Raw genomic sequence first — 14,050 nt, 5'->3', positions numbered from 1 at the left:
CGTGGCCCGGCAGAGCGAAGTCCGCATCGTGGACAGAGGTATCCACTTCTCGGGAACCTCGTCATCGTGTAACCTGCACGAAAATTTAAGCCAGCCAGGGCCAGCGTCGTCCCTCGGTACCAACACCTACCAAGAGACGACGGGAGAGCCGATGCGTTCTGCGTCCCACCCGGTGAAGCAGGGTATGTATGACCCGGGCAATGAACACGACGCCTGTGGCGTCGGCTTTGTCGCCACCCTGACGGGCGAGGCCAGCCACGAGCTGGTCGATCAGGCGCTGACCGTGCTGCGGAATCTGGAGCACCGCGGCGCCACCGGCTCGGACCCGGACACCGGGGACGGCGCGGGGATCCTCCTCCAGATCCCCGACGCATTTTTGCGGGATAACGTTCCTTTTGGTCTCCCCGAGGCCGGCTCCTACGCCGTCGGGACCGGTTTCCTTCCCGTCGACACCGACGAGCAGGCCACCGCCGTCGCCGCCATCGAGGCCATCGCCGCCGCGGAAGGGCTCACCGTCCTCGGCTGGCGCGAGGTCCCCGTCGCCCCCCAGCTGCTCGGCGCCGCCGCCCGCGAGGCCATGCCCGCCTTCCGCCAGCTCTTTGTCCAGGATGTGGACGGCGGCCGGACAGGCATCGAACTCGAACGGCTCGCCTTCGTGCTGCGCAAGCGCGCCGAGCGCGAGGCCGGCGTCTACTTCGCCTCGCTCTCCGCCCGCACCCTCGTCTACAAAGGGATGCTCACCACCGGACAGCTTGAGCCGTTTTTTCCTGATCTTTCAGACCGTCGCCTGGCATCGGCCATCGCCCTGGTCCACTCCCGCTTCTCCACCAACACCTTCCCCAGCTGGCCGCTCGCCCACCCGTACCGGTTCGTCGCCCACAACGGTGAGATCAACACCGTCCGCGGCAACCGCAACTGGATGCGCGCCCGCGAGTCCCAGCTGGCCTCCCCGCTCTTCGGCGACCGCATCGGCGACCGCGACGCCCTGGAACGCATCTTCCCCGTCTGCACCCCGGACGCCTCCGACTCCACCTCCTTCGACGAGGTCCTGGAGCTGCTCCACCTCGGCGGCCGGTCCCTCCCGCACTCGGTGCTGATGATGGTCCCCGAGGCGTGGGAGAACCACGAGTCCATGGACCCCGCCCGGCGCGCCTTCTACCAGTTCCACTCCACCCTCATGGAGCCCTGGGACGGCCCCGCCTGCGTCGCCTTCACCGACGGCACGCAGGTCGGCGCCGTACTCGACCGCAACGGCCTGCGCCCGGGACGGTACTGGGTCACCGACGACGGGTTCGTCGTCCTGTCCTCCGAGGTCGGGGTTCTCGACATCGACCCCGCCACCGTCGTACGCAAGGGGCGGCTCCAGCCCGGCCGGATGTTCCTCGTCGACACCGCCGAGCACCGCATCATCGAGGACGACGAGATCAAGGCGACCCTCGCCGCCGAGCACCCCTACGCCGAATGGCTCGACGCCGGCCTCATCGGCCTCGCCGACCTGCCCGAGCGCGAGCACGTCGTCCACACCCACGCCTCCGTCACCCGCCGCCAGCAGACTTTCGGCTACACCGAGGAAGAGCTGCGCGTCCTGCTCACCCCCATGGCCGGCAGCGGCGCCGAGCCCATCGGCTCCATGGGCACGGACACCCCCATCGCCGCGCTCTCCAACCGGCCGCGGCTGATCTTCGACTACTTCACCCAGCTGTTCGCCCAGGTCACCAACCCCCCGCTGGACGCCATCCGCGAGGAACTGGTCACCTCCCTGCACTCCTCGCTGGGCCCCCAGCACAACCTGCTGGCACCCTCGGCCGCCTCCTGTCGCACCGTGAACCTCCCCTTCCCGGTCATCGACAACGACGAGCTGGCCAAGCTCATCCACATCAACGCCGACGGCGACCTCCCCGGCTTCGGCTCCGCCACCCTCTCCGGCCTCTACCGGGTCAGCGGCGGCGGCACCGCGCTCGCCGACCGGCTCGCCGAGATCCGCGCCGAGACCGACGCCGCCATCGCCGACGGCGCCCGCCTCATCGTGCTCTCCGACCGGCACTCCGACGCCGAGCACGCCCCCATCCCCTCCCTGCTGCTCACCTCGGCCGTCCACCACCACCTCATCCGTACCAAGCAGCGCACCCAGGTCGGGCTGCTCATCGAGGCCGGCGACGTACGCGAGGTGCACCACGTCGCCCTGCTCATCGGGTACGGGGCCGCCGCCGTCAACCCCTACCTCGCCATGGAATCGGTCGAGGACCTCGTCGCCCGTGGCACCTACCTCCCCGGCATCGAGCCCGAGACCGCCATCAAGAACCTCATCAAGGCGCTCGGCAAGGGCGTCCTGAAGGTCATGTCCAAGATGGGCATCTCCACCGTCGCCTCCTACCGGGGCGCGCAGGTCTTCGAGGCGATCGGCCTGGACGAGTCCTTCGTCGACACCTACTTCCACGGCACCACCACCAAGATCGGCGGCGCCGGGCTCGACGTCATCGCCGACGAGGTCGCCGCCCGGCACGCCAAGGCGTACCCCGCCTCCGGCATCGCCCCCGCCCACCGCGACCTGGAGATCGGCGGCGAGTACCAGTGGCGCCGCGAGGGCGAGCCGCACCTGTTCGACCCCGACACCGTCTTCCGGCTCCAGCACGCCACCCGCGAGCGCCGCTACGACATCTTCAAGCAGTACACCGAGCGGGTGAACGAGCAGGCCGAGCGGCTGATGACGCTGCGCGGACTGTTCCGGCTCAAGGACGGCGAGCGCACCCCCGTACCCCTGGACGAGGTCGAGCCGGTCAGCGAGATCGTCAAGCGGTTCTCCACCGGCGCGATGAGCTACGGCTCCATCTCCCAGGAGGCCCACGAGAACCTCGCCATCGCCATGAACCGCCTCGGCGCCAAGTCCAACACCGGCGAGGGCGGCGAGGACCCCGAGCGGCTCACCGACCCCACCCGGCGCAGCGCCATCAAGCAGGTCGCCTCCGGCCGGTTCGGCGTCACCAGCGCATACCTGGTGCACTCCGACGACATCCAGATCAAGATGGCCCAGGGCGCCAAGCCCGGCGAGGGCGGCCAGCTGCCCGGACACAAGGTGTACCCGTGGGTCGCCAAGACCCGGCACGCCACCCCCGGCGTCGGCCTCATCTCGCCGCCGCCGCACCACGACATCTACTCCATCGAGGATCTCGCCCAGCTGATCCACGACCTGAAGAACGCCAACCCGGCCGCCCGCATCCACGTGAAGCTGGTGTCCGAGGTCGGGGTCGGTACGGTCGCGGCCGGTGTGTCCAAGGCGCACGCCGATGTGGTGCTGATCTCGGGGCATGACGGTGGTACGGGGGCTTCCCCGCTCACCTCGCTCAAGCACGCGGGCGGCCCCTGGGAGCTGGGCCTGGCCGAAACCCAGCAGACGCTGCTGCTCAACGGGCTGCGCGACCGGATCGTCGTCCAGACCGACGGCCAGCTCAAGACCGGCCGCGACGTCCTGGTCGCCGCGCTGCTCGGCGCCGAGGAGTACGGCTTCGCCACCGCCCCGCTGGTCGTCTCCGGCTGCGTGATGATGCGGGTCTGTCACCTGGACACCTGCCCGGTCGGCATCGCCACCCAGAACCCGGTGCTGCGCGAACGCTTCAGCGGCAAGCCCGAGTTCGTCGTCAACTTCTTCGAGTTCATCGCGGAGGAGGTGCGCGAGCTGCTGGCCGAGCTGGGCTTCCGCACTCTGGAGGAGGCCGTCGGCCACGCCGAGCTGCTGGACGTGACCCGCGCCGTCGACCACTGGAAGGCGGCGGGGCTGGACCTGGAGCCACTGCTGTACGTACCGCAGCTGCCGGACGGCGCGCCGCTGCACCGTACCGTCGACCAGGACCACGGCCTGGAGAAGGCCCTGGACAACGAGCTGATCCGGCTGTCCGCGGATGCCCTGGCGGCGGAGACCGCCGAGGATGCCCGGCCGGTGCGCGCCCAGGTCGCCATCCGCAACATCAACCGCACCGTCGGCACCATGCTCGGCCACGAGGTGACCAAGCGGTTCGGCGGCGCCGGACTGCCCCAGGACACCATCGACATCACCTTCACCGGCTCGGCCGGCCAGTCCTTCGGCGCCTTCGTCCCGCGCGGCATCACCCTGCGGCTCGAAGGCGACGCCAACGACTACGTCGGCAAGGGCCTCTCGGGCGGGCGGCTGATCGTACGACCCGACCGGGGCGCCGAGCACCTGCCCGAGTACTCCACCATCGCCGGCAACACCCTCGCCTACGGCGCCACCGGCGGCGAACTGTTCCTGCGCGGCCGGGTCGGCGAACGCTTCTGCGTCCGCAACTCCGGCGCCACCGTCATCGCCGAAGGCGTCGGCGACCACGGCTGCGAGTACATGACCGGCGGCCACGCCGTCGTCCTCGGCGAGACCGGACGCAACTTCGCGGCCGGCATGTCCGGCGGCATCGCCTACGTCATCGACCTCGACGAGAACAACGTCAACCCCGGCATGGTCGCCATCGAGACGACCCTCGGCGAGAACGACCGCGAATGGCTGCACGAAGTGGTGCGCCGGCACGCAGAGGAGACCGGCTCCACCGTCGCAGGCAAGCTGCTGAAGGACTGGGACACGGCCGTCACCCGCTTCAGCAAGATCATGCCCACCACGTACAAGGCCGTGCTCGCCGCCAAGGACGCCGCCGAGCTCGCCGGACTCAGCGAGTCCGAGACCCACGAGAAGATGATGGAGGCGGCGACCCATGGCTGACCCGAAGGGCTTCCTCACCACCGGCCGCGAGACCGCCACCTCCCGGCCCGCCGCCGAACGCGTCAAGGACTGGAACGAGGTCTACGTCCCCGGCTCGCTGCTGCCCATCATCAGCAAGCAGGCCGGCCGGTGCATGGACTGCGGCATCCCGTTCTGTCACAACGGCTGTCCGCTGGGGAACCTGATCCCCGAGTGGAACGACTACGCCTACCGGGAGGACTGGGCGGCGGCCAGCGAACGACTGCACGCCACCAACAACTTCCCCGAGTTCACCGGCCGGCTGTGCCCCGCGCCGTGCGAGTCGGCGTGCGTGCTCGGCATCAACCAGCCCGCCGTCACCATCAAGAACGTCGAAGTCACCATCATCGACAAGGCGTGGGCCGCCGGTGACGTCACCCCGCAGCCGCCGCAGCGCCACTCCGGCAAGACCGTCGCCGTCATCGGGTCGGGTCCGGCCGGGCTCGCCGCCGCCCAGCAGCTCACCCGGGCCGGGCACACGGTCGCGGTGTACGAGCGCGCCGACCGCATCGGCGGGCTGCTGCGCTACGGCATCCCCGAGTTCAAGATGGAGAAGCGGCACATCAACCGGCGCATCGAGCAGATGCGCGCGGAGGGCACCAAGTTCCGTACCGGTGTCGAGATCGGCCGCGACATGGACGCGACCAAGCTGCGCAAGCGGTACGACGCCGTCGTCATCGCGGCCGGCGCCACGACCGCCCGCGACCTCCCGGTGCCCGGACGCGAACTCAACGGCGTACACCAGGCGATGGAGTACCTGCCGCTCTCCAACAAGGTGCAGGAAGGCGACTTCATCACCTCGCCGATCAGCGCCGAGGGCAAGCATGTGGTCGTCATCGGCGGCGGCGACACCGGCGCCGACTGTGTGGGCACCGCCCACCGGCAGGGCGCGGCCTCCGTCACCCAGCTGGAGATCATGCCCCGGCCGAGCGAGAACCGCCCCGGGCACCAGCCGTGGCCGACGTTCCCCATGACGTACAAGGTCACCTCCGCGCACGAGGAGGGCGGCGAGCGGGTCTACTCCGTGTCCACCACCCACTTCGAGGGCGACGCGGACGGCAATGTGCAGTGGCTGCACCTGGTCGAGGTCGAGTTCATCGACGGCAAGCTCACCCAGAAGCCCGGCACCGAGCGGAAGATCCCGGCCCAGCTGGTCACGCTGGCGATGGGCTTCACCGGGACCGACCAGGAGAACGGCCTGGTACGGCAGTTCGGCGTCGAGCTGGACGCGCGCGGCAACATCGGGCGGGACGCGGACTACGCCACCAATGTGGACGGCGTGTTCGTGGCCGGCGACGCCGGGCGCGGCCAGTCGCTCATCGTGTGGGCCATCGCCGAGGGCCGCGCGGCGGCCCGTGGCGTGGACCGCTATCTGACGGGCCTGCCCAGCGCGCTGCCCTACCCGATCCGGCCGACCGACCGCTCCCTGACGGTCTGACCCGGATCCTCTGACCCGAGTCCACGACCCGGGTCACCACCGGCTTCCGTACAACGTCGTACGGAAAGTGGCCACGGCGCCTGCCTCTCCCCGACCGAGTGAGGGCAGGCGCCGAGGCATGTCCGGACACGGGTACGGGAGGTGCCCGGGGACGGGGTACGGGGCGGGGCAGGGGCGGGCGGGCCGACGTTGCCACGGTGCGGTCGGACCACACCGATGGAGCAGTACGTACCTGTCCGCACCACCTGACCGACCTCCAGTGGTCCAGGCCACAAACGGTGCCGTTCCGTGATGTCAGGACCTGGATCGGGTGAACACACCGCTGTCACAATCAACGCTCAGTCCGGCTGGATGATCTACATACCTTCAGGAGGGGACTGACCATGCCGCACATTCCCGGCACCCCCGGCACCCCCGGCACGCCCGCCCGCCGACTCCTCGCCGGCGCGGCAGTGCTCTCCCTCGGCCTGCTCACGGCCGGCTGCGGCGGCGACTCTTCCCCGTCCTCCTCGGACCCGGACGACAACGCGGGCAAGACCCTCGACGTCTGGATCATGGAAGGCACCAACCCCGACGCCGGGCCCTACTTCGAGGAACTGGAAGCCGCCTTCAAGGAGCAGACCGGCGCCTCCCTCAACGTCCAGTTCATCCAGTGGGCCGACGCCCACGACCGGATCACCACCGCCATGGCCGGCCGGGAACTCCCCGACGTCGCCGAGATCGGCACCACCTGGGCCCTGGAGTTCGGCGCCGTCGGCGCCCTGCGCGACCTCGCCGCCGACATCGAGGCCGACGGCCTCACCGGCGACCTCGTCCCCGCCCTCCACCAGGCCGGCACCATCGACGGCGTCACATACGGCATGCCCTGGCACGCCGGCACCCGCTCCCTGATGTACCGCGCCGACATCTTCGCCGAGCACGATCTCGCGCCCCCCACCACCTGGGACGAACTCCTCGACGTCGCACTCCAGCTGAAGGAACTGGAGCCCGACATGATCCCCTTCCCGGTGATCGGCGGCACCGAGTACACCGTGGACCCCTTCATCTGGGGTGCCGGCGGCCAGATAGCCGAGGCCGACGACAGCGGCCGGTGGGCATCCACCATCAACTCCCCGGAGGCGGTGGCCGGCATCGAGTTCTACACCTCGCTCGCCACCGAACACGGCCTGTCCGTCGCCGCCGCCGAGACCTGGCTGGAGACCGACCAGCTCCAGAGCTTTCAGACCGGCCAGGCCGCCATGGTCATCAACGGCAACTGGACCGTCAACACCCTCCTTGAGGACGACCCCACCTGGGCAGACCGACTCGGTATCGTCCCCATCCCCGGCCAGCAGCCCGGCAGTTACAGCCCCTCCTTCGTCGGCGGCTCGCTGCTCGGCGACTTCAACAGCGACGAACCCGAACTCGCCTGGGAACTCATCAAGCTCATGTCCACCGGCGAGTACGGCGCCAAGTGGGCCGAAGAATCCGGGTTCTTCCCCGGCCAGCAGTCCCTCCTCGAAGGCGTCGCGGGCGAAGCCGGCCCGCTGGTCGCCCCGTTCGCCACCCAGATGCTCGAAGCCGGCGCCAGCGTGCCGGTGACCGAGCTGTACGGCCAGGTCCAGGGCGCCCAGGTCATCCCGCAGATGCTCCAGTCCATCCTCTCCGGCTCCGCCTCCGTCCAGGACGCCGCCGACCGGGCGGCAGCGGCGATGGACGAGACCTTTGGCAACTGAACGCACCGATCCCGCGCGGCACCGGAACCGTGACCGGAACCGGCGTCCCGACCAGGACGCCGCCCGGCGCCGCGCGGAACGGGCCCGCGCCCTGCGCCCCTGGCTGCTGCTCGCGCCCGCCCTCGCCGTCCTCGCCGTCCTCCTGCTGTGGCCGCTGGTCCGCGTCCTCATGCTGTCCTTCCAGGACTACGGCCTGCGACAGATCTACACCGGTGAAACCAACTACACCGGCCTGGACAACTACCGCACCCTGCTCAGCGACGCCGCACTGTGGACCACGGTGCTGCCCAACACCGTCGTCTTCGCCGTCGTCTGCGTCGCCCTCACCGTCATCATCGGCACCCTCGTCGCGCTGCTCCTGCAACGCCTGGGCACCGTATGGCGGGTGATCTGCTCCACCGTCATCATGATGGCCTGGGCCATGCCCGCCGTCACCGGCACCTACGTGTGGATCTGGATCTTCGACCCGCTCAACGGCGTCGTCAGCGGCGGCCTCGACGCCCTCGGACTGATCGAACCCCGCGAGACCAACTGGTTCACCGACCGCTGGTCCTTCTACGCCATCGCCACCCTCAACGTCGTCCACCACGGCTTCCCGTTCGTCGCCATCACCGTGTTCGCCGGGCTGCTCACCATCCCCAAAGAGCTGCCCGAAGCCGCCCTCATGGACGGCGCCAACGCCTGGCAGCGATTCTGGAAGATCACCGTGCCGACCATCAAACCCGTCTTCATGGTCGTCACCATCCTGTCGACCATCTGGGACTTCAAAGTCTTCGCCCAGATCTATCTCATGCCGGGCGGCTCGGGCTCCAACCCCGACATCTTCAACCTCGGGGTCTGGTCGTACCACCAGTCCTTCGTCAAGAACCAGTACGGCATGGGCTCGGCCATCGCCGTCCTGCTGACCCTGCTGCTGCTCGGCATCACCGTCGTCTACATCAGGGCCCTGTTCAAGGAGAGGGACGAACTGTGAAGACCAGCCGCCGCACCTGGCCCCGCATCGGACGGGGCGCCGCCGTCGCCGCGCTGCTCGCCTTCTCCCTCTTCCCCGTCTACTGGATGGTCAGCTCCGCCTTCGACCCCGGCGCGAAGACCCGAGGCGCCTCCGTCCTGCCCTCCGGCTTCACCCTCGACCACTTCCGATACGTCCTGGACACCGGGGACTTCACCACCTTCCTCACCAACTCCGCCATCGTCGGCGCCGGTACGGTGCTGCTGTCCGGACTGCTGTCCCTGTTCGCCGCCGTCGCCGTCGCCCGCTTCCGGTTCCGGATGCGCACCAAGGTGCTGGTGATGATCCTCGTGGTCCAGATGGTGCCGCTGGAGGCCCTGGTCATCCCGCTCTTCCTCCAGATGAGCGACCTCAACATGCTCAACAGCCTGCTCGGGCTCACCGTTGTCTACCTCGCCTTCTCCCTGCCGTTCGGCATCTGGACCCTGCGCGGCTTCGTCGCCGCCGTGCCCAAGGAGATCGAGGAGGCCGCCTACCTGGACGGCTGCGGCTGGTGGCGGATGTTCCGCTCCGTGCTGCTGCCCCTGGTGGCACCCGGCCTGGTCGCCACCAGCATCTTCGCCTTCATCGTGGCCTGGAACGAGTTCATCTTCGCCTTCACCTTCATGCAGGACGACAGCAAATACACCGCGGCCGTCGGACTGCACCGGTTCTTCGGCCAGTACAGCACCGACTGGGGCGCCGTCATGGCCGGCTCCACCCTCATCACCGTGCCCGTACTCATCTTCTTCGTGGTGGTACAGCGACGGCTCGCCGGCGGCCTCGCCGCCGGCGCCATCAAGGGGTAGGGGCAAGGGGGCAGGGATATGGGGCAGGGGCCCGCTGTCAGGTCTCGCAGTCCAGCACCGTACGGCACAACCCGCAGCGCGCCCGGCGCCGCCCCGCCACCGGCAGCCGCAACCGCTGACCGCACACCGGACAGCCGAACACCACCTTCAACGACCGATCGGGCCCCCGCTCGAACGAGTAACCCGCGCCTCCCTCACCCGGAACCGCCCGGCCCCGTACGGCCAGCGCCCGCTCCGCCGCGTACCGCTGCCGCACCGCCCACGCACCCCCGGCCAACGGCGGTCGCACCGCGTCCCGCTCCGCCAGCCGGCGGCCCGCCTCGTACGCCTCGTACGCCTGCGGGCTGGTGAACCAGATCCGCGGATCCTCACCGAACAACGCCGCCCGCCGGGCCAGCACATACCCGTACTCCTGCGGCGTCAGATAACCCAGCCGCTGCGAACCCAGCGCGTCCGCACGGAACGCGTCCAGCAGCAGCCAGCCCGCACCCAGATACGCGGCGGCCGTATCGGTACGGATCTCGTCCTCGGCCGTGTCCGGCAGCGACAACCCGGCTCGATGCAGATACACATGCATCACCTCATGCGCCAACACCCCACCGATGTCACGCCGTTGCCCGTCAAAGCGGCGATGCAGATCCACCACGTACGCGCCCCCCGGCGCAGCCTCCAGCTCCACCCACGCCGCCTCCGGCATGTCGTCGCGGAACCGCACCCGTACCGGCCCCTCGGGCAACCCCAGATGACGCACCATCACCAGCGCCACCCGCTCCACGCCCGCCCGCAGATCCTCACCGTCGTCGAACGCCACATCCACCGGCAGCACACTGGTGGCGAAGCCCCGCACCGCCGCCGGCGACAGGCCACGATAGAGCGCGGTGATCGCCGAACGGACGGACGCGAGATGCGGAAACGCCCCCGACCCCGCCGACGTCAGGGCAGCTGTCCGTAACAGAGACAGAACGGATGGCCGGCCGGATCCTCGAACACGACGAAACCGCGCCGCTCACCGCCACTGTCATGCAGAAAACGCGCACCCAACGCCAGCACCTCCTCCTGCGCCCGCACCACATCCTCGCGGGTGGGCACATCGAAATCGAGATGCATCTGCTGCGGGTGGGACGGATCCGGCCAGCGCGGCGGCTGATGGTCGGGCGCGTACTGGAAGGCGATCTTCCGGCGGGTGGCCGCGTCGGTGAGCGTCACCCACGGGGGCTCCGTGGCATCCAGCTCCCAGCCCAGAATGGAGTGATAGAAGCCGCCCAGGGCGACAGGGTCAGGGCAGTCGATCACCGTACACTGCAACGTCGCGATCATAGGGGCAGCATAAGCCGCATAGGGTATACGACATGAACCACATCGACGACGACGTGCGCGCGGAGCTGACACGGCTGCGGGAAAGCATCGACAACATCGACGCCGCCGTCGTCCATATGCTGGCCGAACGCTTCAAATGCACCCAGCAGGTCGGCCGCCTCAAAGCCGAACACCAACTGCCCGCCGCCGACCCGGCGCGCGAGGCACGACAGATCACCAGGTTGCGGCAGCTCGCGGAGAGCGCCCACCTGGACCCGGCGTTCGCCGAGAAGCTGCTGAACTTCATCATCGCCGAGGTCATCAGGCACCACGAGACCATCGCCGGGGAGAAGACCGGGGAGAAGACCGGGAGCGACAGTCCAAGTGAAAGTAATAGCGAGAGTGGATCGGGGAGCGGTTTGACAGCATGACCCCATGGCCACACCACTGACGCGTGACGAAGCACAGCAGCGAGCCGCGCTGCTCGATGTCCACAGCTACACCATCGACCTCGACTTCACCCGTGGCGAGCACACCTTCGCCTCGACCACCACGGTGCGCTTCACCACCCGCCAGAACGATCAGGCCCAGCCCCATGCCCAGGCCGAGACCCAGCCCGAGAGCGGCGCCGACACCTTCGTCGAAGTGCGCCCGCACACCCTGCACCGCGCCACCCTCGACGGCCACGACCTCGACCCCGGCACCCTCGTCGACGGGCGCCTGCCCCTCACCGGACTCACCGCCGGCCCCCACGAACTCACCATCAGCGCCGACATGCCCTACTCCCACACCGGCGAGGGCATGCACCGCTTCACCGACCCGGCAGACGGGCTCACGTACCTCTACAGCATGTGCTGCATGACCGACAGCCCGCTGGTGTACGCCGCCTTCGACCAGCCCGACCTCAAAGCCACCTTCGACGTCACCGTCACCGCCCCCGACGACTGGACCGTCCTCGGCAACGGCATCGCCACCCCCATCGCCGGCGCCCCAGGACGCTGGCGCTGCGCCACCACCCCGCCCATCAGCACCTACCTGATGGCCATCGCCGCCGGCCCCTACCACTCCGTACGCACCGAACACGCCGGCCTGCCCTTCGGCATCCACGTACGCCAGTCCCTCGCCCCGTACCTCGACCAGGACGCCGACGAAATCCTCGGCATCACCCGCGCCGTGTACGACCGGTACGCCGAAATCCTCGACGAGCCCTACCCCTTCGACTCCTACGATCAGGCATTCGTCCCCGAATTCAACGCCGGCGCCATGGAGAACCCCGGACTGGTCACCTTCCGCGACGAATACATCTACCGCTCAGCGGTCACCGACACCCAACGGCAACTGCGCGGAGTCGTCATCGCCCACGAGATGGCCCACATGTGGTTCGGTGACCTCGTCACCCTGCGCTGGTGGGACGACATCTGGCTGAACGAGTCCTTCGCGGAGTTCATGGGCTACCAAGTCCTGGCCGACGCCGTACCCCACTACACCCCATGGACCGAGTTCGCCCTGGACCGCAAATCATGGGGCTACGACGCCGACCAGCGGCCCACCACCCACCCCGTCGCACCCGAACCGGACGGCGTACCCGACACCGCCTCCGCCTGGCTGAACTTCGACGGCATCTCCTACGCCAAAGGCGCCAGCGCACTGCGCCAACTCGTCACCTGGCTCGGCGAAGAAACCTTCCTGGCCGGCGTCAACGACCACTTCGCCCGGCACCGCTTCGGCAACGCCACCCTCGCCGACTTCATCGACGCGATGGCACGAGCCTCGGGACGCGACGTACACGGCTGGGCCGACGCCTGGCTCCGAACCAGCGGACCGGACCTCATCGCTCCGGACGACGTACAGGAGACGGAGGACGGCTGGGCGGTCACCCTGACACACGAGGGCACCCGCCCGCACCGGCTGCGCCTGGGCGCGTACGACGGCGCGCAGCCGCGCAACACCATGGACGTCGAGCTGGGCGCGGACCAGGCCACGACCACGGTGCACGCCACCGGCCACCGCCCCGACCTGCTCATCGTCAACGACGGCGACCTCACATACGCCAAGGTGCGGCTTGACCCCCGATCCTGGGAAACGGCGCAGGCCGTACTGTCGGAACTGCCCGACTCACTCAGCCGCACAGTGGTGTGGAACGCGGCCAGAGACATGGTGCGCGACGCCGAACTCTCCCCGCACTCCTATCTGGAGGCAGCCCGCCGACACCTGCCGACCGAACCCGAAACGGCCATCGTGGAAGGCGTCCTGGCCTTCGCCACCGGTCAGATCACCGACCGCTACCTCCCGCCGGCAGAGCGGAGCGCGGCACTGACGCTGCTGACAGAACTCTCCACCGACCTCGCCGGCCACGCGCGAGACACCAAGGACGAGGCCAAGCACCTCATCGCGGTGCGCACCGCCATCGCCTGCGCGACGGACGACCACGAACTACGGAACTGGCTGACCGACGACACCACCGGGGCCGACCCCGAACTGCGCTGGCAGATCCTCTACCGGCTCGCGACCCTGGGCGCAACGAACCAAGCCGAGATCCAGTCCGAGGCCGAACGCGACCCCAGCGCGAAGGGCGAGGAAGGCGCCGCCCGCTGCCGGGCCGCCCTCCCGGACGCCACGGCCAAGGCCGACGCCTGGCACGCCCTCTTCGACCCGGCGGACAGCCTGTCCAACTACCTCTTCACGGCAACGGCCCAGGGCTTCTGGCAACCGGGGGAGGAGCAGCAGGAACTGCTGCGCCCGTACGTGGAACGCTACTTCCCGGCTGCCGCCGCAGTAGCCACCCGCCGGGGCCACGCCCTCGCGGTGGCGGCAGCCCGCCAGGCGTTCCCGCACGCCTTCACCGAGCCGGCCACGCTGGCGCTGGCGGAAGCGGCACTGGGGCAGGACCTCCCCCAGGCCCTCCACCGCAAACTGACCGACGAAACGGACGACCTGCGCAGGGCGCTGCGGGTCAGGGCCAGGTTCTGACCCGGAGGGCTGGCCGGGTCGGCTGGGGGTAGCCCGGGGTGGTGTGCGGGGCCTCGTGCCCTGCACACCACCCCGGGGTCGCCCCCCTGG

Annotated in this window: 9 protein-coding genes; 7 read left to right on the top strand and 2 right to left on the bottom strand. The window is 69.4% G+C overall.

Annotation, left to right across the window (positions count from 1 at the left end; all coding sequences use genetic code 11):
- The first annotated feature begins 151 nt into the window (after positions 1 to 151).
- The 5 genes from gltB to AC5WRL_RS04545 all read left to right on the top strand — a co-directional run bounded on the left by gltB (position 152) and on the right by AC5WRL_RS04545 (position 9,694).
- Positions 152 to 4,723: a glutamate synthase large subunit gene (gltB, locus tag AC5WRL_RS04565; RefSeq protein WP_496086970.1), complete on the top strand. Its 4,572-nt coding sequence runs from the start codon at positions 152 to 154 to the stop codon at positions 4,721 to 4,723.
- Complete coding sequence (locus AC5WRL_RS04560) at positions 4,716 to 6,179, top strand: glutamate synthase subunit beta (RefSeq protein WP_496086969.1); 1,464 nt, start codon at positions 4,716 to 4,718, stop codon at positions 6,177 to 6,179. The genes gltB and AC5WRL_RS04560 overlap by 8 nt, the downstream gene beginning before the upstream one ends.
- Before the next feature lie 383 nt (positions 6,180 to 6,562).
- On the top strand, positions 6,563 to 7,894 hold the full coding sequence (locus AC5WRL_RS04555; protein WP_496086968.1) for an extracellular solute-binding protein: 1,332 nt from the start codon (positions 6,563 to 6,565) through the stop codon (positions 7,892 to 7,894).
- Positions 7,884 to 8,867, top strand: a complete 984-nt coding sequence (locus tag AC5WRL_RS04550; RefSeq protein ID WP_496086967.1) for a carbohydrate ABC transporter permease — start codon at positions 7,884 to 7,886, stop codon at positions 8,865 to 8,867. Before AC5WRL_RS04555 ends, AC5WRL_RS04550 begins: the two co-directional genes overlap by 11 nt.
- On the top strand, positions 8,864 to 9,694 hold the full coding sequence (locus tag AC5WRL_RS04545) for a carbohydrate ABC transporter permease (RefSeq protein ID WP_496086966.1): 831 nt from the start codon (positions 8,864 to 8,866) through the stop codon (positions 9,692 to 9,694). The genes AC5WRL_RS04550 and AC5WRL_RS04545 overlap by 4 nt, the downstream gene beginning before the upstream one ends.
- A 37-nt stretch (positions 9,695 to 9,731) precedes the next feature.
- Here AC5WRL_RS04545 and AC5WRL_RS04540 read toward each other — a convergent pair whose 3' ends face one another.
- Positions 9,732 to 10,631 carry a hypothetical protein gene (locus AC5WRL_RS04540; RefSeq protein ID WP_496087515.1) on the bottom strand — a complete coding sequence of 300 codons (900 nt, stop codon included), beginning with the start codon at positions 10,629 to 10,631 and terminating at the stop codon, positions 9,732 to 9,734.
- Positions 10,628 to 11,011, bottom strand: a complete 384-nt coding sequence (locus tag AC5WRL_RS04535) for a VOC family protein (RefSeq protein WP_496086965.1) — start codon at positions 11,009 to 11,011, stop codon at positions 10,628 to 10,630. Before AC5WRL_RS04535 ends, AC5WRL_RS04540 begins: the two co-directional genes overlap by 4 nt.
- A gap of 32 nt (positions 11,012 to 11,043) precedes the next feature.
- Between AC5WRL_RS04535 and AC5WRL_RS04530 the strand changes: the two genes are divergently transcribed.
- The gene (locus tag AC5WRL_RS04530) at positions 11,044 to 11,421 is read left to right on the top strand and encodes a chorismate mutase (protein WP_496086964.1); all 378 of its coding nucleotides are present in this window, start codon (positions 11,044 to 11,046) and stop codon (positions 11,419 to 11,421) included.
- Positions 11,422 to 11,425: 4 nt separating this feature from the next.
- Positions 11,426 to 13,960: an aminopeptidase N gene (gene pepN / locus AC5WRL_RS04525; RefSeq protein WP_496086963.1), complete on the top strand. Its 2,535-nt coding sequence runs from the start codon at positions 11,426 to 11,428 to the stop codon at positions 13,958 to 13,960.
- Positions 13,961 to 14,050 lie beyond the last annotated feature (90 nt).

This window comes from Streptomyces sp. NTD107 (assembly GCF_059510435.1).
This window is presented reverse-complemented; position numbering and strand designations above follow the sequence as displayed.

Bases quoted from the DNA above. Each gene is read 5' to 3' on its own strand.
- pepN (WP_496086963.1), top strand. From the start codon at position 11,426: ATGGCCACACCACTGACGCGTGACGAAGCACAGCAGCGAGCCGCGCTG.
- gltB (WP_496086970.1), top strand. From the start codon at position 152: ATGCGTTCTGCGTCCCACCCGGTGAAGCAGGGTATGTATGACCCGGGC.
- AC5WRL_RS04535 (WP_496086965.1), bottom strand. From the start codon at position 11,011: ATGATCGCGACGTTGCAGTGTACGGTGATCGACTGCCCTGACCCTGTC.
- AC5WRL_RS04530 (WP_496086964.1), top strand. From the start codon at position 11,044: ATGAACCACATCGACGACGACGTGCGCGCGGAGCTGACACGGCTGCGG.
- AC5WRL_RS04560 (WP_496086969.1), top strand. From the start codon at position 4,716: ATGGCTGACCCGAAGGGCTTCCTCACCACCGGCCGCGAGACCGCCACC.
- AC5WRL_RS04555 (WP_496086968.1), top strand. From the start codon at position 6,563: ATGCCGCACATTCCCGGCACCCCCGGCACCCCCGGCACGCCCGCCCGC.